Annotated in this window: 15 protein-coding genes; 10 read left to right on the forward strand and 5 right to left on the reverse strand. The window is 72.3% G+C overall.

Annotated elements, in window-relative coordinates; genetic code table 11:
• Nucleotides 1–52: 52 nt before the first annotated feature.
• Nucleotides 53–1,198, reverse strand: a complete 1,146-nt coding sequence (locus O7616_RS18150; protein ID WP_282303088.1) for a DUF6596 domain-containing protein — start codon at nucleotides 1,196–1,198, stop codon at nucleotides 53–55.
• Nucleotides 1,195–1,602, reverse strand: a complete 408-nt coding sequence (locus O7616_RS18155; protein WP_282260200.1) for a YciI family protein — start codon at nucleotides 1,600–1,602, stop codon at nucleotides 1,195–1,197. The genes O7616_RS18150 and O7616_RS18155 overlap by 4 nt, the downstream gene beginning before the upstream one ends.
• A gap of 198 nt (nucleotides 1,603–1,800) precedes the next feature.
• Between O7616_RS18155 and O7616_RS18160 the strand changes: the two genes are divergently transcribed.
• The 7 genes from O7616_RS18160 (at nucleotide 1,801) to O7616_RS18190 (ending at nucleotide 11,280) form a co-directional block, all read left to right on the forward strand.
• Complete coding sequence (locus tag O7616_RS18160; protein ID WP_282303089.1) at nucleotides 1,801–2,256, forward strand: Fur family transcriptional regulator; 456 nt, start codon at nucleotides 1,801–1,803, stop codon at nucleotides 2,254–2,256.
• Entirely contained in the window at nucleotides 2,253–4,529 is a 2,277-nt protein-coding gene (katG, locus tag O7616_RS18165) for a catalase/peroxidase HPI (protein ID WP_282303090.1), read from the forward strand. Before O7616_RS18160 ends, katG begins: the two co-directional genes overlap by 4 nt.
• A 206-nt stretch (nucleotides 4,530–4,735) precedes the next feature.
• A complete protein-coding gene (locus O7616_RS18170) occupies nucleotides 4,736–6,031 on the forward strand; it encodes a glycosyltransferase family 4 protein (protein ID WP_282303091.1) in 1,296 nt (431 codons plus the stop codon).
• Nucleotides 6,032–6,273: 242 nt separating this feature from the next.
• Nucleotides 6,274–7,698: an O-antigen ligase family protein gene (locus O7616_RS18175; protein WP_282303092.1), complete on the forward strand. Its 1,425-nt coding sequence runs from the start codon at nucleotides 6,274–6,276 to the stop codon at nucleotides 7,696–7,698.
• Entirely contained in the window at nucleotides 7,699–8,838 is a 1,140-nt protein-coding gene (locus O7616_RS18180) for a Wzz/FepE/Etk N-terminal domain-containing protein (protein ID WP_282303093.1), read from the forward strand.
• Between the two features lie 22 nt (nucleotides 8,839–8,860).
• Nucleotides 8,861–10,432 (forward strand): flippase, encoded by a 1,572-nt coding sequence (locus tag O7616_RS18185; protein WP_282303094.1) that lies wholly within the window; start codon nucleotides 8,861–8,863, stop codon nucleotides 10,430–10,432.
• Complete coding sequence (locus O7616_RS18190) at nucleotides 10,429–11,280, forward strand: sulfotransferase (protein WP_282303095.1); 852 nt, start codon at nucleotides 10,429–10,431, stop codon at nucleotides 11,278–11,280. Before O7616_RS18185 ends, O7616_RS18190 begins: the two co-directional genes overlap by 4 nt.
• Nucleotides 11,281–11,450: 170 nt before the next feature.
• Here O7616_RS18190 and O7616_RS18195 read toward each other — a convergent pair whose 3' ends face one another.
• Genes O7616_RS18195 through O7616_RS18205 form a run of 3 tightly spaced genes read right to left on the reverse strand, consistent with a single transcriptional unit; the run spans nucleotide 11,451 to nucleotide 14,663 of the window.
• A complete protein-coding gene (locus tag O7616_RS18195) occupies nucleotides 11,451–12,929 on the reverse strand; it encodes a hypothetical protein (protein ID WP_282303096.1) in 1,479 nt (492 codons plus the stop codon).
• The gene (locus O7616_RS18200) at nucleotides 12,926–13,705 is read right to left on the reverse strand and encodes a sulfotransferase (protein WP_282303097.1); all 780 of its coding nucleotides are present in this window, start codon (nucleotides 13,703–13,705) and stop codon (nucleotides 12,926–12,928) included. The genes O7616_RS18195 and O7616_RS18200 overlap by 4 nt, the downstream gene beginning before the upstream one ends.
• Nucleotides 13,698–14,663: a hypothetical protein gene (locus O7616_RS18205; protein WP_282303098.1), complete on the reverse strand. Its 966-nt coding sequence runs from the start codon at nucleotides 14,661–14,663 to the stop codon at nucleotides 13,698–13,700. Before O7616_RS18205 ends, O7616_RS18200 begins: the two co-directional genes overlap by 8 nt.
• Nucleotides 14,664–14,926: 263 nt before the next feature.
• On the opposite strand from O7616_RS18205, the gene O7616_RS18210 reads away from it, so the two are divergent.
• The 3 genes from O7616_RS18210 to O7616_RS18220 are packed head-to-tail and all read left to right on the forward strand — an operon-like array spanning nucleotide 14,927 to nucleotide 18,165.
• The gene (locus O7616_RS18210; protein WP_282303099.1) at nucleotides 14,927–16,210 is read left to right on the forward strand and encodes a glycosyltransferase family 4 protein; all 1,284 of its coding nucleotides are present in this window, start codon (nucleotides 14,927–14,929) and stop codon (nucleotides 16,208–16,210) included.
• Nucleotides 16,207–17,250, forward strand: coding sequence for a sulfotransferase (locus O7616_RS18215; RefSeq protein ID WP_282303100.1), 1,044 nt, complete (start codon nucleotides 16,207–16,209; stop codon nucleotides 17,248–17,250). Before O7616_RS18210 ends, O7616_RS18215 begins: the two co-directional genes overlap by 4 nt.
• Before the next feature lie 3 nt (nucleotides 17,251–17,253).
• The gene (locus O7616_RS18220; RefSeq protein WP_282303101.1) at nucleotides 17,254–18,165 is read left to right on the forward strand and encodes a sulfotransferase; all 912 of its coding nucleotides are present in this window, start codon (nucleotides 17,254–17,256) and stop codon (nucleotides 18,163–18,165) included.
• Nucleotides 18,166–18,253: the final 88 nt, after the last annotated feature.

Here is an 18,253-nt window from a genome sequence, read left to right on the forward strand (position 1 = left end):
CCGGACCGTAATCATCCGATGATCGGCGGGGTTCGGGGGAGCCGGAGGCGGGTCAGCGGGGCGTCAGTGCGTTCAGCCGCGCAGCCTGACGGGTCAGGTGGTCACGCTCGGCGAGGTTGGGAGCCTGGCGGGCCGCCGCGGCGTACAGGCGTGCCGCCGTGGTCACATCTCCGTCGCGTTCGTGCAGGTACGCCGCCACCGCCGCGTAGCGGGGCAGGGACTCGTCCAGCGTCGCCAGCGCCGCGAGACCCGCCCGTGCGCCGTCGGCCTCGCCGACCGCCACCGCGCGGTTGAGCCGGACGACCGGACTGTCGGTCAGGCGCACGAGTTCGTCGTACCACTCGACGATCTGCACCCAGTCGGTCTCCTCGGCGACCGGCGCGTCCGCGTGCAGCGCGGCGACGGCCGCCTGGGCCTGGAACTCGCCCAGCCGGTCGCGGGCGAGGGCCGCCTGGAGGATCGCGACGCCCTCGGTGATCGACCCGGTGTCCCACCGGCTGCGGTCCTGGTGGGCCAGGGGCACCAGGCTGCCGTCGGGCGCGGTCCGGGCGGCGCGCCGGGCGTGGTGCAGCAGCATGAGAGCGAGCAGCCCCGCCACCTCGGGATGGTCGAACGCCGCCCGGAGTTGCCGGGTGAGGCGGATGGCCTCGGCGGCGAGGTCGACGTCGCCGGAGTAGCCCTCGTTGAAGACCAGGTAGAGGACGCGCAGCACGGTCGCGACGTCGCCGGGTCGGTCGAACCGCACTGTCGAGACGGTGCGTTTCGCCCGGCTGATGCGCTGCGCCATGGTCGCCTCGGGGACCAGGTAGGCGTGCGCGATCTGCCGAGTGGTCAGACCTCCGACCGCACGCAGTGTGAGCGCGACCGCCGAGGACGGCGTCAGCGACGGGTGGGCGCACAGGAAGTAGAGCCACAGCGTGTCGTCCACCGCCGACACCGGACCGGGTGCCGGCTCCTCGTCGACGGCCTCCTCGCGTCGGCGGCGGGCCGCGTCCGCCCGGGTCGCGTCGAGGAACCGGCGCCAGGCCACGGTGACCAGCCAGCCCTTCGGATCCCGTGGTGGGTCGGTCGGCCAGACCCGGACCGCCTCGACCAGGGCGTCCTGCACGGCGTCCTCGGCCGCCGCGAAGTCGACTCCGCGGCGGACGAGGACGCCGAGCACGCTCGGGGTCAGCCCCCGGAGCAGGGACTCGTTCATTCGGTGATGGTCGGCGGCTCGGTCAGGAACGGGCGCAGTTCGAGCCACTCGTGGATCGGCTTCCCGCCCGCCCCCGGGGCCGCCGACAGCTCCCCGGCCAGCTCGACGGCGCGCTCGTAGCTGTCGACGTCGATCACCATCCAGCCGGCGATCAGGTCCTTGGTCTCGGCGAACGGGCCGTCGGTGACCGGCGGGCGCCCCTCGCCGTCGTACCTGACGAAGGTCCCGGTGGGGGCGAGGGCCTGTCCGTCGACGAACTCGCCGCTCTCCTCGAGCCGCGCGGCGAAGTCGCGCATGTACTGCATGTGGGCCGAGACCTCTTCCGGCGCCCACTGGTCCATCGGCACGTCGTTGACCGCCTCGGGGGCGCCACGGTAGTGCTTGAGCAGCAGGTACTTGGCCATCGTGGTTCTCCTCGACGTTGGTGCGCGACCCATCGTGGTCGCGTTCACCCCGGGGACGAAGCCGGGTGTCGGTTCTCGACACGGCCGTCCGGATTATTTCTACTATCGCGGAGGAGCTCGGTGAATCCTTCGCCACATCGGCGCGCCACCCCGGGCAAGACTTGATTCGTTCCAGAAAAGTCGGCTAATGTTCGACAGGTGATGTCCGACTTCGAGGCGCAGTTGCGGGCCGCCTCGCTGCGCGTGACCCGGCCCCGACTGGCGGTGCTCGCGGCGTTGCGCGACCACCCGCACGTCGGCACGGACGCGGTGATCGCGCTGGTCCGGGAGGATCATCCGACCATCTCCCACCAAGCGGTGTACGACGTTCTGCGTGTGCTCACCGATGCCGGTCTGGTGCGGCGCATCCAGCCGGCCGGCGCGACCGCCCGCTACGAGACCCGGGTCGCGGACAACCACCACCATGTCGTCTGCCGCACCTGCGGCGTGATCGCCGACGTCGACTGCGCCGTCGGTCACGCTCCCTGCCTCACCGCCCCTGTCGACGACGGGTTCGTCGTCGACGAGGCGGAGGTCGTCTACTGGGGCACCTGCCCCGACTGCGCGACCGACCGTACGCCCCAGAGATCCGCAAGCTCGGAAGGAAGTTCATGAGCGACACCCAGGACAACCGCCCCACCAGTGCACAGGGCGTGGACCAGAAGGCAGCGGCCGGCTGCCCGGTGGCGCACGACTCGGTGACCGCGCACGGCAGCGAGAGCGAGAACCCGGCGATCGACTCGCCGACCCCGAAGACCGGCGGCCGTCCGCGCACCAACCGGGACTGGTGGCCCAACCAGCTCGACCTTTCGGTGCTGCACGCCCACTCGCCCAAGGGCAACCCGCTGGGGGCGGACTTCAGCTACGCCAAGGAGTTCGCCAAGCTCGACGTCGAGGCCCTCAAGCGGGACATCGTCGAGGTGCTCACCACCTCGCAGGACTGGTGGCCGGCCGACTTCGGCCACTACGGCGGCCTGATGATCCGGATGAGCTGGCACGCCGCCGGCACGTACCGCATCGAGGACGGTCGCGGTGGCGCCGGTGACGGTGGTCAGCGCTTCGCTCCGCTGAACAGCTGGCCGGACAACGCCAACCTGGACAAGGCGCGTCGGCTGCTCTGGCCGGTGAAGCAGAAGTACGGCCAGAAGATCTCCTGGGCCGACCTGCTCGTGCTGGCCGGCAACGTCGCCCTGGAGTCGATGGGCTTCAAGACCTTCGGCTTCGGCTTCGGTCGGGAGGACGTCTGGGAGCCGGAGGAGATCTTCTGGGGTCCGGAGGACACCTGGCTCGGCGACGAGCGTTACGCCTCCGAGAAGGAGATGACGCCCGGCGTCGGCTCGACCGAGATGGGTCTGATCTACGTCAACCCGGAGGGCCCCCGCGGCAACGCGGACCCGGCCGCCGCGGCGCACTTCATCCGGGAGACCTTCGGCCGGATGGCGATGAACGACGAGGAGACCGTCGCCCTCATCGCCGGTGGCCACACCTTCGGTAAGACCCACGGCGCCGGCGTCGCCGACAACCACGTGGGTCCGGAGCCGGAGGGCGCCCCGCTGGAGGCGCAGGGCCTCGGCTGGCTGAGCACCCACGGCAGCGGCAAGGGCGCCGACACGATCACCAGTGGTCTCGAGGTGACGTGGACCGACGTGCCGACGCAGTGGAGCAACCGCTTCTTCGAGATCCTGTTCGGCTACGAGTGGGAGCTCACCACGAGCCCCGGCGGTGCCAAGCAGTGGGTCGCCAAGGACGCCGCGGAGATCATCCCGGACCCGTTCGACGCGTCGAAGAAGTACAAGCCCACGATGCTCACGACCGACCTGTCGCTGCGCGTCGACCCGGCGTACGAGAAGATCTCGCGCCGCTTCCTGGAGAACCCGGACGAGTTCGCGCTGGCGTTCGCCAAGGCGTGGTACAAGCTGTTGCACCGCGACATGGGCCCGATCGAGCGCTTCCTCGGCCCGTGGGTGGCCGAGCCGCAGCTGTGGCAGGACCCGGTGCCGGCCGTCGACCACGAGCTGGTCGGTGACGCCGACGTCGCCGCGCTCAAGGCGAAGGTCCTGGAGTCCGGCCTGAGCACCGACCAGCTGGTCTCCACCGCCTGGGCGTCGGCGGCGAGCTACCGGCACACCGACAAGCGCGGTGGCGCGAACGGTGCCCGGATCCGCCTCGAGCCGCAGCGCAACTGGGAGGTCAACCAGCCCGAGCAGCTGGCGACCGTCCTGGGCGTCCTGGAGGGCATCCAGCGGGAGTTCAACGAGGCCGGTGGCGCGAAGATCTCGCTCGCCGACCTCATCGTGCTGGCCGGGTCGGCAGCCGTCGAGAAGGCGGCGCGTGACGCCGGCTTCGACGTGACCGTGCCGTTCCGCGCGGGCCGTACGGACGCGACCCAGGAGCAGACCGACACCGAGTCGTTCCGGGTCCTGGAGCCGCGCGCCGACGGCTTCCGCAACTACCTGCGTCCGGGTGAGAAGACCCAGCCGGAGGTGCTGCTGATCGACCGCGCGTACATGCTCAACCTGAGCGCGCCGGAGATGACCGTCCTCGTCGGCGGCCTGCGTTCCCTCGGTGCCAACACCGGTGGTGCCCAGCACGGTGTGCTCACCGACCGGCCGGGTGTGCTCACCAACGACTTCTTCGCGAACCTGCTGTCCCCGGGCACCCGGTGGAGCGCGTCGAAGTCCGAGGAGCACGTGTACGAGATCCGCGATCTGGCCACCGACGAGGTGAAGTGGACCGCCACGGCGGTCGACCTCATCTTCGGTTCCAACTCGCAGCTGCGCGCCCTCGCCGAGGTCTACGCCAGCGAGGACGCCCGCGGCAAGTTCGTGGCCGACTTCGTGGCGGCCTGGACCAAGGTCATGGAGCTCGACCGGTTCGACATCGCCTGACAGTTCGACACGACGAGCCCCGGCCGATCCGTCAGCGATCGGTCGGGGCTCGTCCATGTCGACGTCACGTCGCTGACATCCCATGGGTGGCGAATCCCATTGATGATTTTTTTGTACGCTTGATCGGCTGGCGTACGGCCCATTACGTGACAAGGTGTTCATCTGCCCGGGTGACGGGCGCGGACCTAGTCACGCAGGGAGTCATCGTGGCCCACCCCGACCTGCAGGCCGAGGAAGCGGACCAGTACGCGGGTGGTCCCGCGATTCCCCGGCAACGGGCTCAGCCGACCCGGGTCGCCCCGTCGACCGGTCCGGAGGTCGCCGGTGCCGGATGGCGTCCACTGCGGATCGCGATGATCGGGCAGAAGGGGATGCCGGCGACCTACGGCGGCATCGAGCGGCACGTCGAGGAGATGGCCAGCCGGCTGGCCGGCTTCGGGCACGAGGTCACCGTCTACTGTCGCCGGAGCTACGGCGAGACGCCCGCCGACGAGTACCGGGGCGTACGCCTGCGCGAGGTGCACACCATCGCGAGCAAGCACCTCGACGCCATCGTGCACGCGGCCACCTCGACCGTGGCGGCGATGACCGAACGACCGGACATCGTGCACTACCACGGGCTCGGGCCGGCCCTGGTCGCGCCGGTGCCCCGCTGGTTCTCCCGCGCGGGCGTGGTGCTGACGGTGCACGGGCTGGACAACCAGCGGGCCAAGTGGGGGCTCGCCGCGCGTACGGTGCTGGGCAGCGCGCACTGGCTCAGCGGTTACGTCCCGCACCAGCGGGTCGCGGTCTCCCGAGGGCTCGCCGCGCACTACGAGACCCGGTTCGGTCGGCCCACGACCTACATCCCGAACGGCGTCAACCCGGCCCGGCCGGCGTCGAGCCGACAGATCGAGGCCCGGTTCGGGCTGACCCCCGGCGGCTACCTGCTGCTGGTCGGCCGGCTGGTCCCGGAGAAGGCCGCCGACCTGCTGATCCGGGCCTTCCGGCGGATCGACACCGGGGTCCGGCTGGCGATCGTCGGCGGGTCGTCGTTCACCGACGACTACGTGGACCGGCTGCGCCGTGCGGCCGAGGGGGACGACCGGATCGTCTTCACCGGGTTCGCCTATGGCGACCTGCTCGCCGAGTTGTACGCGGGCGCCGCCGGCTTCGTCCAGCCGTCCCGCCTGGAAGGTCTGCCGTTGACGCTGCTGGAGGCCGCCGCGTACGGGCTTCCGGTGGTCGCGAGCGACATCGCGCCACACGTGGAGGTGCTGGAGTCGAACGCCGCTGGCGGCCGGTTGTTCCGCGACGGCGACGAGGACGACCTGATCCGGGTGCTGACCGCGCTGCTCGGGGACCTGGCGACGGAGCGGGCCGGTGCGAAGGCGCTGGGCGACCGGGTCACCGAGAGGTACAGCTGGGACACCGCCGCCCACGAGTTGGAGCGCCTTTACTTCAGCCTGGTCCCGGCCACGGCCCGCCGCGTCAGGCCGCGACTGCCGACCGCCGCGCACTGACCGTCCGGCCCGTTGTCCGGTGCGGCGGCGGCTCAGCCCCGCGGGGGATCGGCCGGTCGGTGCAACGGCCCCTTCTTCCCGAGCGGTGACCGGGCTAGATTGAACCGATCTTGTGCCGGGAGGATCGGTTCACCGTGCCCGGCCGCGTCGATTTCGGTTCAGTGGGATCAGTGGGACAACACACGCAGCAGGTGGTCGATGCGGAACGACCCGGTCACGCGCCGGGTGGCGGAGCGCCGCCGATGAGCGGCCGGGTGGACACCACCCGTCTGCTCACCGGCGCGGCGGCGCTGGCCGCCGCCGTCGTGGCGGTGGTCGCGGGAGTCTCGATGGCGGCCGGTGACCGCAGGGGCATGGTGCTGCCACTCGCCGCGGTCGCGGGCGTCGCGGTCGCCGTCCTCGCGCTGACCCGGTTCTCCGGGTACGTCTTGCTGATGCTGGCGGTCCGCTCCTGCGTCGACCTGTTCAAGCTCACCGGGCCGAGTGCCGGCCAGGCGGACTCCGCCGGCGCCGCCCGGGTGGCGGACCCGTCCACCCTGCTCGCGGTGCTGTTCCTCCTCGCCGCCGGGCTCTGGCTGGCGGCGCAGCTCAGCCGGCACGGGCGGTTGCGCGGCTCGGCGCTGGGCTGGGCGATGCTGCTCGTCGGTGCCAGCAGCGTGGTGAGCGCCCTCGGCGCGACCCGGCCGGCGAACAGCCTGTTGGAGGCGCTGCGGATCCTCACCGTGGTGGTGATGTTCGTGGTGCTCGAACAGCTCATGCCGGACACGGCGGCGATCCGTCGGATCCTGCTCGCCTGCTACGTGTCGCTGGTGCTGTCGCTCGCCTACACAGTCGTCCTGTCGCTGCTCGGCAACCCGCCCGCCGAGGTGAAGGGCGACTTCACCCGGATCAGCGGCACGTTCAGCCAATCGACCACGTTCGGTCGCTACCTGATGTTCATGGTGATCTTCGGGTTCGCGGTGTACCGCTTCCTGGGCCGCCGCCTACGGGTGACCCTCGGTGTGCTGCTCGGGCTCTCCCTGCTGTTCCTGTTGCTGACCAACACCCGCAGCGCTCTGCTCGGCGCGGCGATCGGCCTGGTCGTGGTCGCGGTGCTGCACCGCAGCAAGCGGATGCTCGTCACCCTCTGCGTGGTGGCGGTCGCCGGGGTCGCCCTGGTGCCCGCCGTCGGTGAGCGGTTCGCCCAACTCGGCAGCTCACGTGCCGTCGGCGGGGACCCGACCGGGAACACCCTGGCGTGGCGGGTCGGGTACTGGACCGAGATCGTCACGCTCGCCGAGCGCAACCCGGTCACCGGGATCGGGCCGAACATGACCCAGCGCGAGACCGACGAGGCGAAGAAGCCGCACAACGACTTCCTACGGGCGTACGTCGAGACCGGGTTGCTCGGTCTCGGGGCGTACCTGATGATGCTCGTCGCCATGCTGCACACCGCGCGCCGGGCGCTGCGGCGCGCGCCTCCAGGCAGCTTCGAGCGCGGTGTCGCGGTCGGTTTCACCGGTTGTGCCATCGCGTTCGTGGCGGTCAGCGCGGCGTCCAACGTCATTTCCAATGTGGTTACGCTCTGGTATTTCGTCGCGTTCGCTGCGGCGGCCGGTGCGATCGCCCGCCACCCGGCTCCGGGCCCGGTCGGCGAGCAGCCGCGAAGCACGTCTGTCCCGGTCTGAGTGAACGACAGCATTGGGGTGAAAGTGGAGATCGTCGACTACCTGCGGGTCGCCCGGCGGCGCCTCTGGGTGCTCGTGGGGGTGCCGCTGCTCGCCAGCGGCGCGGCGGCCGGCATCGTCCTGCTCGCGCCACAGCAGTTCAGCGGTACCGCCTACGTGGCGGCGCCGGCGCTGGTGGGCGGAGCGGCCGGGACGCAGTACACCGGCACGCAGGCGGCGAACCAGTTCGTCGCGGCCTTCGGTGCGGCGGTCACCTCACCCCGGGTCCTCGCCGACGTGGCCGGTGACACCGGGGTGACGCCGGAGCGACTGCGCGACGGCCTCGCCGTCACCCAGGTCGGTGCGAGCAGCCAACTGGAGGTGACGTACACCGCCGGTGACCGGGCGACCGTCGCGCCGGTGCTGACCGCGACCACCACCCGCGCGCTGGCCTTCCTGTTCTCCTCCCAGGTCGGGATCGCCACCGGTGAGGTCGAGGCGGCCAACGCCGACGTCACCGCCGCCACCAAGGCCATCGGCGAGTGGGAGAAGGCCAACAAGGTCTCCCAACCGGACCGGATCTACCAGGCGACGCTGGGCGAGCTGACCAGCCTGCGGCAGCAGCAACTCTCCATGCAGGCGGTCGGCAACAGCCGGGGTGCCGACGCGGCGGCCGCCGCGATCACCGCGGCGCAGCGGAAACTCGACGAGCTGGGGCCCAAACTCCCCGACTACCAGGCCCTGCTCGCCCAGCGGGACGCGGCGACCGGGGCGCTGTCGCAGGCGCGGGAGGGGTTGCAGGCAGCCCGGGCCCAGGCTCAGGCCGCCGATCCGAAGCAGGTGACCAGCATCGGCGAGGCGCACGAGGTGAGCCGGATGGCCGAGCTGGTGCGTACCGCCCTCCCGGTGGGCGGTGCCGGTCTGCTGCTCGGGGTGCTGTTGGTGGGTGTCCTCGAACTGCTCTCGCGGGCCCGCCAGGCCGGTCGTCCGGCAGCCGCGCCGACCGCGAGTGCCCCGACGCCGACCGTGCCGCCGAAGCCGGCGCAGACGCCGACCGTGCCGCCGAAGCCGGCGCAGACGCCGACCGAGCCGCCGGCGTCGGCGCAGCCGCCGACCGAGTCGCCGGTGCCGGCGCAGACCGTGCCCGCGGCACGTCCGTGACCGCTCGGGAACGGGCCGCCGGGTGCGCGGCGAGCTGACCGGCCGGCCGTCGGCCCCGCCGGAGGCCGGCGACCAGCAGGTACGCGGCATGGCGCGCGGTGGGGTGGTCAACCTGGCGGGCGCGGTGTTCAGCCAGGTGGCGCTCTTCCTGGTCATGTTGGTGCTGGCCCGCGTGCTGGGGGTACGCGAGCTGGGCCGGTACGCGCAGGTCTACGCCGTGCTGTCGTTGCTCGGGCTGCTCTCGCTCTCCGGTTTCCGCGCCGGGCTGACCCGGTTCGTGGCGGTGCACCTCGCCGACGACGACCCGGCCGCGCTGCGGGGCGCTATCCGCCTCGGGATCGGCATCTCGGCCGTGGCGTCCACTGTCGTCGCCGTCGGTCTGGCGCTCGGCGCACCGTGGCTGGCCGACGCCCTGCACGACCCGCAGCTCGCCACCGGGCTACGGCTGGTCGCGCTGTGCCTGCCCGCCTCGACCGTCTGCGAGGCCGCCCTCGCCGCCACCCGGGGTTGGCGTACCCAGCGGGCCTACGCGCTCGTCGGCCAGGTCTACGAGCCGGCGGCCCGGCTGGTGCTCACCGCGGTGGCGCTCCTGGTGGGGGCGGGGCTGACCGGCGCGTTCTGGGCGCTGGTGGCGGCGAGTTGGAGCGCCGCCGGGTTCGCTCTCGTGGCGCTCGCCCGGATGGTCCGCCGGGTGCCCGCCGCCCGGCCCGCGTACCGGCCGGGGGAGTTGTTCCGCTTCTCCACGGTCAGTTGGGTCTCGTCGCTCTCCTCCACCGGCCTGATCTGGGTGGACGCGCTGCTGCTCGGGTTCTTCGACTACGGCGCCGACGCGATCGGCGTCTACCACGTGGCGACGCGGCTGGTGACGATCGCGGTGTTCGTGCTCGCGCCGGTCAACGCCTCCTTCGGCCCGCACCTGGCGCATCTCTACCACCAGGGTCGCCTCGACGAGGTCCGCCGGATCTACCGGGTGGCCACCGGGTGGGTGCTCCGACTGTCGCTGCCGGCGTTCGTGGCGTTGCTCGTCTTCCCGGAGCAGTTGCTACGCCTGGTCGGTGGGCCGGGTCTGGCCGCCGGCGCGGCGGTGACCGTGGTGCTGGCGCTCGGCCAGCTCGTCAACGCCGCCACCGGGCCGTGCGGGACGCTGCTGAACATGTCCGGCCGGGTGTCGGTCAACATGGTCGACAACCTCGCCGCCCTGGTGCTCAACGTCCTGCTCAACCTGTGGCTCATCCCCGCGTACGGGATCCTCGGCGCGGCGGTGGCCTGGGCGGTCTCGTTGGCCGCGGTGAACGTCGCCCGGGTCTGGCAGGTACGCGCGCAGGTGCACACGGTGCCGGTGACGATCGGCATGCTCAAGGGGCTGGTCGCGGCGGTGTTCGCGTTGGGCGTCGGGTTGGGTGTGCGGTGGCTGGTCGAGGGCTGGGTCGCCCAACTCACCGTGGGTCTGACCGCGATCGTGGGGGCGTACTGCGCAGGGGTTCTCGCCCTCGGACTCAGTCGGGAGGACGTCATGGTGCTGCGTTCGGTGACCCGTCGGGGCGGCCGACGCGCCGCCGTGGCCCCCGGCCCCGCCGCCGGGGTCGGCTCGTGAGCGCGCCCGGTCGACGGCAGGTCACCGACCACCTGCGCCGTAGCGTCCGCGCGACACGGGCATGGGTGCGCGCGGCGCGGCCGGGCGAGCCCGGCCCGCTACCCGACTTCCTGGTGATCGGCGGTCAGCGGTGCGGCACCACCTCGCTCTACCACCACCTCGCCGCGCATCCCCGGGTACGGGTGGCCACCGGCAAGGAGTTGCAGTACTTCAGCGTCCACCATGGTCGGGGCGAGCGCTGGTACCGGGGGCACTTCCCGCGCCTCGCCCCGGACGAGCGCACGTTCGAGGCGAGCCCCTACTACCTGTTCCATCCGAGCGTGCCGTCCCGGGTCGCGGCGGCCCTGCCGCGGGCCCGCTTCGTCGCGCTCCTGCGTGACCCGGTGCAGCGGGCCTACTCGCACTACCTGCACACCCGCTCGTACGGCCTCGAACCGCTGACCTTCGCCGACGCGCTCGACGCCGAGGAGGAACGGCTGGCCCGGGCGACGCACGGGGGCCCGGACACCCGTGCCGCCCACCGGGCCTTACGCAACCACTCCTACGCCGCCCGGGGCCGCTACGCCGAGCAGATCGAGCGGTGGTTCGCGCACGTCCCCCGGGAACGGATCCACGTCGCCCGCACCGAGGACCTGCACGCCGAACCGGCGGGCACGTACCGCGCGATCCTGGACTTCCTCGACCTGCCGGCCTTCACCCCCGAGGCGTTCACCCGGCACACCCGCCGCGTCGACGAGGGCGCCTCGCAGCTCACCCCGCAGCTGCGCGACCGGCTCGGCGCGTACTTCGCGCCGCACAACGCCCGCCTGGCCGCGCTGCTCGGCTGGCCCGACCCCTGGCCCGGCTAGCGCACGGCACCGGCCAGTCGGCGGTGACCGTCGGTCGCCTGCGCCGGGGCGGATGCGACATTGAGCGGTATACCTCAGAGTCATAAACATGACTCTGAGGTATACCGCTATTCGGCACATCGGCATGGGTCGGCGAGCGCCCGCCGGAGGTGGGCCGAGGAACCAGTCGGCTAGCGCAGGTCGGCGAGGATCCGCTCGACCGGTTGCTCGGCGCGCAGCAGCACGGGGACGTCGGTCACCGTGGTGCCACCCCCGGCCGCCCGCAGCGGTGCACCCACCGCACCGGTCTGCCCACCCGGTGCGGGCGGCACGGTCACCGGCGTGGTCGACGCCGACCACAGCACCAGCGTGCTCGAACCACCGCGCACGAAGGCCACCCCGTGCAGCTTGCCGGCGACCGAGGCCGGGAGCGGGGTGACCGTGGCACCCCGAGCCGCGTCGGCCAGGCTGGCCAACATCCGACCGGCTTCGCGTTCGGTGCCGTCCGGGTCGAGCAGGCCGTAGCGGACCTCACTACCGGCGGCGTTGTTCGGGTTGTACGCCAACGGCAACCAACTGATCTCGCCGATCCCACCGGCGGCCAGCAGGGTGACCGTCTTGACCATCTCGGCGGCCCGGCCGGCCGGGTCACCGTCACCGTCGCGCCAGAACTGACCGACCTCCCACGCCTGGATCGGCATGCCGGCAGGTGTCGTCGCGCGCAGGTAGTCCAGCAGTGGCGTGACCCCGCTGAAGTGCTCGTAGAAGTGCACCTGCCGGACGTCGACGGTGCGGTCGGCCAGCAGTGACTCGGTGGCGGCCAGGAACCGCAGGCTGCGCCTGTTGGTGTCGGTGCCGAGCGCCTTTTGTAGTTGCTCCGCCCCGGTCACCGCCGGGATCTGCTGGCCCCTGGTGCCGACCCGGCGCTGGAAGTACGCCTGGTAGGCGGCGACGGCCTCGGGCACCCGACCGGCGCGGACAAGCCGGTCGGCGACACCCATGCCGTACGCGACGCTGCTGATGCCGGAGTCGACGACCCGGGCCTGCGGGTCGGTCGCGCGGATCGTCTCGGCGGCGGCCTTGACCAGCCGGACGTAGTCCTCGGGGCTGCCGGCCCAGTAACTCGGCGCGTTGACCTCGTTCTCGATGGCGTACTCGCGCACCCCGTACGGGCCGTAGCGCTGCACCACCGAGCGGACGAATCGCTGGTACGCGGCGAGGTCGGTGGGCATCGCCGACTCGGTCTTGTTCGCCGTTCCCCTGGTGTACCGCGCGGTGCCACCGGTCGCCCAGCACACCCCGGTACGGATCTTCAGGTGCAGGGTGATGCCCAACTCCCGGCTGCGGGAGGCGATCTCGTCCAATCCGGCCCAGTCCAGCCGGCCCGAGGTGCGTTCGATCTCGCACCAGGAGATCTCCTCGTAGGTCGCTGACCCGGCGATCCGCCGCAGGTACGGGGCGAACTGCTCATAGCGCGACCAGTCCCAGTGCGCGCCGAACGGGTTGCTCACCCCGTTCACGGCGCGTCCCGGCGCGGGCGTACCCGATGGGGTGCCGACGCCCGTCGGGGCCGGAGCTGGATCGTCGTCGCGGGCGGTGCAGCCGGCGGTGACCAGGATCGTGGTGGCGAGGGCGGCGGCGAGTACGCCCAGCCGGCGGGACCGGTTCACCGGTAGCCGAGGGCGCGCAGGGTCGGACCGGAGAAGACCCAGACCAACAGGCGGAGGAACGGGTCGAGTTCGCGGCGGTGGGTGCCGACCCGCGAGCCGTAGATCGGGTCGGTGACGCTCGCGGCGACCCGCCGTCTCTCCGCCTCGGTGGTGTACTTCTGCGCCACGTCGTGCTGCTTGCTGTCGTAGTCGAGGATGTCGTCCTCCCACGGTTCACCGAGGAACTCGAAGAGGCCCCGCATCGTCTTCTCCGGCTCGGTCACCGCCTGCTCGTAGCGCAGCTCGTAGTACCGGTCGGGCGGCAGGGTGGCGCCGACGGCCCGCGCGGCGCGGATGTAGCGCGGCCACTTCACCACGCACTTGACGGCGGACCAGTAGCCGAACCGTTTGCGGTGCGAGACCACCACGTCGCGGCCGTCCCGGATGAGGTGCACGATCTGGGCGTCCGGGAAGACCTCGGTGACGAAGTCGAGCGACATCGCGTACAGCGGGGTCTTGTCGGCCCACCGGGTCTTGCCCCGCGCCGCGGCGTAGTCGGCGTGGACGCCGCCGAAGAAGTTCCGGATGCGGCGTAGCCAGTCCTCGCGGGGGAAGCCGAAGCGGGCCAGGCGTTCCCAGTCCCGCCCGACGATCCGTCGCAGGTCGGGCAGGAACCGGGTCTCCGGGCCGCAGCTGATGCGGGAGTGGGAGTCCAGGACGAGGCGCACCATCGTCGTGCCGGAGCGTTGACAGCCGACCAGGAAGATCGGCGCGGTACGGGGCGTGGGTTCAGCCACGGTCGGCCGCCTTCGTCTCGGAGCGGGTGTCGGCCGCGTGACCGTCGAGCCGGTCGGTCAACTCGTCGCAGAGGGCCCGTACGCGCCGGTCGATCGGCAGCGGCCGTCGGCTCGTCGCGTCGGCGTCGTGGAAGCGGCGCGGGGCGATGTGCGCGTGCAGCCCCGGTCGGTAGGGGAAGTCGAGGAACGCGCACAGCCGCCGCAGTTGCGCCTCCGGCTCCGCCACGACCGTGTCGTAGCGGCAGAGCAGCACGTCGGCGCGCTGGTCCAGGCCGAGTCGGAAGAAGAGGGAGTTGCGGACGTACCAGAAGAGGGCCGCGCCGCTGTGCGGGTCCAGCCTCTGCGGGTCGTGCGCCCGGATCAGCTCGACGGCGTCGGCGTCGAGGCGCTGCCCCTGCCACCGTCGGCCGATGCTGCCGTCGGCGATGGCGCGTAGCGCCCGCAGGTTGGCGTCACCGAACTTGGCGACCTCGGAGCGGGCCCGGTCATCGACGTCGCGGTAGACCCAGAGCGCGCGGCCGGGCGTCAACCCCGGCAGGGCCAGCAACTCGTCCACGCGGTGGCTCTCGCAGAGCGGCTTGACCAGGACGTACGCGTGCCGGCTGCGCTGGATCACGGCGGTCAGCACCGCGTCCGGGCGGAGCTGGAAGCGGTGGAAGACGGTGCGGTCGTTCTCGTTGCGGACCTCGACCTCTCCGGCCGCGTCCAGGCCACGGACCAGCATGTTCGTGCCGGATCGTTGCAGACCGACCAGGTAGACCGGCATCGCCGAACCGGGCGTCCGGCCGGCCCGCCTGCGCCAGCGTCGTTTCGCCAGGGCGGTGCCGATCCGCTCGACCGGGTCGAGGCGGTCCTCCTCGACCAGCCGCCCGATCCCCTCGGTGCGTGCCCAGCGCAGATGCCGTCTGATCCGGCGCGCCGTGTACGCGACTGTGGAGACCTCGTCGTCGGCTGCCACGGGTCCTCCTCGGTCGGGCGCCGGTCCGGCCCGGCGGGAACGGGCGACGACCGGCGGCGCCGCCAGGCTATCGGGAGATCATGGCGGGATGCCAGGCTGCGGGCCGCACGGGCATACGAAGATCAACCGTTCAGGTACATGGCATAGGTGAACTGGACTCGCAGACCTGCCCTGCATACGGTGGGCCCTGGCCGGGGCGGGCAGACCCCGGTCGTCACCCCCCCCGGGCCGGTTCGCCCGATCGACGTGAGCAGGCCGAGTCGATGCGCGTGCTGCATGTGAACAAGTTCCTCTATCGCCGTGGCGGCGCCGAGGGGTACCTTCTCGACCTCGCGGACCTGCAGCGGGCGGCGGGGGACACGGTCGCCTACTTCGGCATGAGCCACCCGGAGAACGAGTCGCCGCTGCCGTACGCGCAGCGGTTCCCCTCCGAAGTGGAGCTGGAACCGGCGCCGAGCGGGCTGCGGCCACGCGCGACGGCAGCCGGCCGGATGCTCTGGTCACCGACGAGTCGTCGCGGGCTGGCCCAGGTGATCGACGACTTCCGGCCGGACGTGCTGCACCTGCACAACATCTACCACCAGCTCTCGCCGTCGGTGCTCGCCGCGGCACGGTCGGCCGGGGTGCCCTGCGTGCTGACCATGCACGACTACAAACTCGCCTGCCCGAGCTACCAACTGCTGGACCGGGGACGCCCCTGCCAGGCCTGCGTCACCGGAGGCCCCCTGCAGGCGGCCCGCCGCCGCTGCAAGGACGGATCGCTGTCGCGCAGCGGTCTGCTGGCCGTGGAGTCCTGGTTGCACCGGCGGTTCGACGCGTACGACCCGGTGCAGGTCTTCGTCAGCCCGAGCGAGTTCCTGGCCGACGTGATGCGCCGCGCCGGTGTCTATCCCGACCGGCTGCGGGTGGTGAACCACTTCGTCGACCTGAGCGGCATCGCCACCAAGCAGACCCCCGGCGGCGGTGTCGTCTTCGCCGGCCGGTTGGCCCCGGAGAAGGGTGTCGACGTGCTGGTCGAGGCAGTCGCCGCGCTGCCGGACGGGGTGGCCGTGGACGTCGCCGGGGACGGTCCGGCCCGAGCCGACCTGGAGGCGCTCGCGGCGCGCCGGGTGCCCGGCCGGATCCGGTTCCACGGCCGCCTGGGCAAGCCGCGCCTGCACGAGCTGATCCGGTCCGCCTCGGTGGTCGCCGTCCCGTCCCGGTGGCACGAGAACCAGCCGATGGCGGTGCTGGAGGCGTTCGCCTGTGGGGTACCGGTGGTCACCACCGACCTCGGTGGGCTCCCCGAGCTGGTCGACGCCACAGTGGACGGTGGCATCGTCGGCGCGGACCGGCCCGCAGACCTCGCCGACGCGCTGAACGCGCTGCTGGCCGACCCCGCCCGGGCGTACCGGATGGGGCAGGCGGGTCGGGCGAAGGTCGCCCGGCGGTTCGCCCCCGACCTGCACCTGACCCGGATCCGCGCGCTGTACGCGGAGGCCGCCGAGGCCCTGCCGACCCGTCGGCGCCCAGGCCGCGCGGCGGCCGGTGGGGGAGCGGCCCGGTGAGCACGATCCGGGTGCTCTACCTCGCCGGTAGCGGTCGCAGCGGCAGCACGCTGGTCACCAACGTCCTCGGGCAGGTGCCGGGATTCTTCGCCGCCGGTGAGCTGCGCTACCTGTGGCGGCGCGGCATCCTGGAGAACCGGCAGTGCGGCTGCGGCGTCCCACTGGCCGACTGTCCGCTCTGGACGCGGATACGCGCCGACCTGGCCGGAGCCGACCCGGCCGGAATAGCCGGGCGACTGGCCGCGCGACTGCGCCTGCGCGGGCTGCCCGCACTGCTGCGCCGACGGCGTCGCGGTCAACGGCCGGTCGACAGTCACCCCGACGACGCCCACCTGGCCCGGCTGTACGCCTCGATCGCCGAACACGCCCTCGCCGACCGGCCCGGCGGGGTCGTCGTCGACTCCTCGAAGCTGCCTCCGTACGGCGCTCTGCTCGGTGCCCTGCCCGGCATCGACCTGTACGTCCTGCACGTGGTGCGCGACCCACGGGCGACCGCGTACTCCTGGCGTCGGCGACGCCCGCTGGACGGGCCCGCGGACGACCGGCTGATGAGCCGACCACCGGTCTGGAAGGCCGCGGTGCTCTGGTTGGTCTGGAACACCGCCACCGTCCGACTGTGGGGCCGTCGGCCCGTCGACGACCGCTACCTGCGGGTGCGGTACGAGGACTTCGTCGCCGATCCGGCCGGCACCACCGCACGGATCGTCCGGTTCGTCGGCGCGACGGCGGACGACCTGCCCTTCCCGACCCCGGACACGGTGCGACTGGCACCCACCCACTCGGTGGCGGGCAATCCCTCGCGGCACCGCACCGGCCTGGTCCCGGTGGTCGCCGACACCGAGTGGCTGACCGGGCTCTCCACCGGCGCGTACGCGGTGGTGACCGCGCTGACCGGGCCGGTCCTGGCCCGCTTCGGCTACCCGCTGCGCCGCCGGACGGCAATGCCTCCCGGGGGCACGTCCCGTCCGGCCACGCCTCCCGCCGCCACGTCCCGTCCGGACCCGGCCCCCTCGTCACCCGCTACCCGGCAGGAAGGCTGAACGATGCTCTCACTGGTGGTGGGCACCGGTCGCTGCGGCTCGACCCTGGTCCAGGAGTTGCTCTCCCGGCATCCCGAGGTCGGCTTCGTCTCCGGCCTGGACGACAAGCTCGCCCGGCTGAACCTCAAGGGCCGGTTCAACGGGCCGCTCTACCGGCGTTCGGCGCCGCGCCCGGCGGGGATGACCTCGCTGCGACACAGCCGGCGGTTGCTGGAGCGGGGCCGGCTGCGGGTGGCACCGTCGGAGGCGTACCACCTGCTCGACCGGCAGGTGCTCGGCGGCTTCTCCCGCCCGTGCCGGGACCTGGTCGCCGAGGACCTGACGCCGTTCGTGGCCCGGCGGCTGCGCGCCTTCTTCGACGAGCGGATCGCCCGGCAGGGCTGCCGACAACTGGTGCAGCACGTCACCGGGTGGCCGCGGACCGGTTTGCTGCACGCCGCGTACCCGGACCTGCGGGTGGTCAACGTGGTGCGCGACGGCCGGGCGGTGGCCAACTCCTGGCTCCAGATGGGCTGGTGGGACGGGTGGCGAGGGCCGGACAACTGGATCTACGGCCCGCTCCCGTCGGACCTGCGGGAGGAGTGGTTCGAGTCGGGGAGGTCCTTCCAGGTGCTCGCCGCGCTGGGCTGGAAGATGCTGATGGAGGCGTTCGCGCAGGCCCGCCTGCGTCACCCCGCCGAGCAGTGGCTCGACGTGCGCTACGAGGACCTGGTCGAGCACCCCCGGGAACAGGTCGGCCGGATGCTCGACTTCCTGGGGTTGCCGTGGTCGCCCGCGTTCGAGAAGGGCTTCTCCCGGTACGACTTCCCGGCGGGCCGGGCGGCGGCGTACCGGGAGGAACTCAGCCCGGCGCAGCTCGCCGCGATCGAACGGTCGCTGGAGAAGCCACTCGCCGAATGGGGCTACCCGGTCTAGGGCCGCGGCCTGGCCGCTCGGCGGACCTATCGACGTACGCGTCGGAGGACCGTTACCCTGTGGCCCCCAGACCATCGATGTGAGGAGA

It is taken from the genome of Micromonospora sp. WMMD964 (genome assembly GCF_029581455.1).
Classification (GTDB): Bacteria; Actinomycetota; Actinomycetes; order Mycobacteriales; family Micromonosporaceae; genus Micromonospora.

Excerpts from the sequence above, each read along its gene's own strand:
- O7616_RS18150 (WP_282303088.1), bottom strand. The coding sequence starts at position 1,198 with ATGAACGAGTCCCTGCTCCGGGGGCTGACCCCGAGCGTGCTCGGCGTC.
- O7616_RS18155 (WP_282260200.1), bottom strand. The coding sequence starts at position 1,602 with ATGGCCAAGTACCTGCTGCTCAAGCACTACCGTGGCGCCCCCGAGGCG.
- katG (WP_282303090.1), top strand. The coding sequence starts at position 2,253 with ATGAGCGACACCCAGGACAACCGCCCCACCAGTGCACAGGGCGTGGAC.
- O7616_RS18175 (WP_282303092.1), top strand. The coding sequence starts at position 6,274 with ATGAGCGGCCGGGTGGACACCACCCGTCTGCTCACCGGCGCGGCGGCG.
- O7616_RS18210 (WP_282303099.1), top strand. The coding sequence starts at position 14,927 with ATGCGCGTGCTGCATGTGAACAAGTTCCTCTATCGCCGTGGCGGCGCC.
- O7616_RS18220 (WP_282303101.1), top strand. The coding sequence starts at position 17,254 with ATGCTCTCACTGGTGGTGGGCACCGGTCGCTGCGGCTCGACCCTGGTC.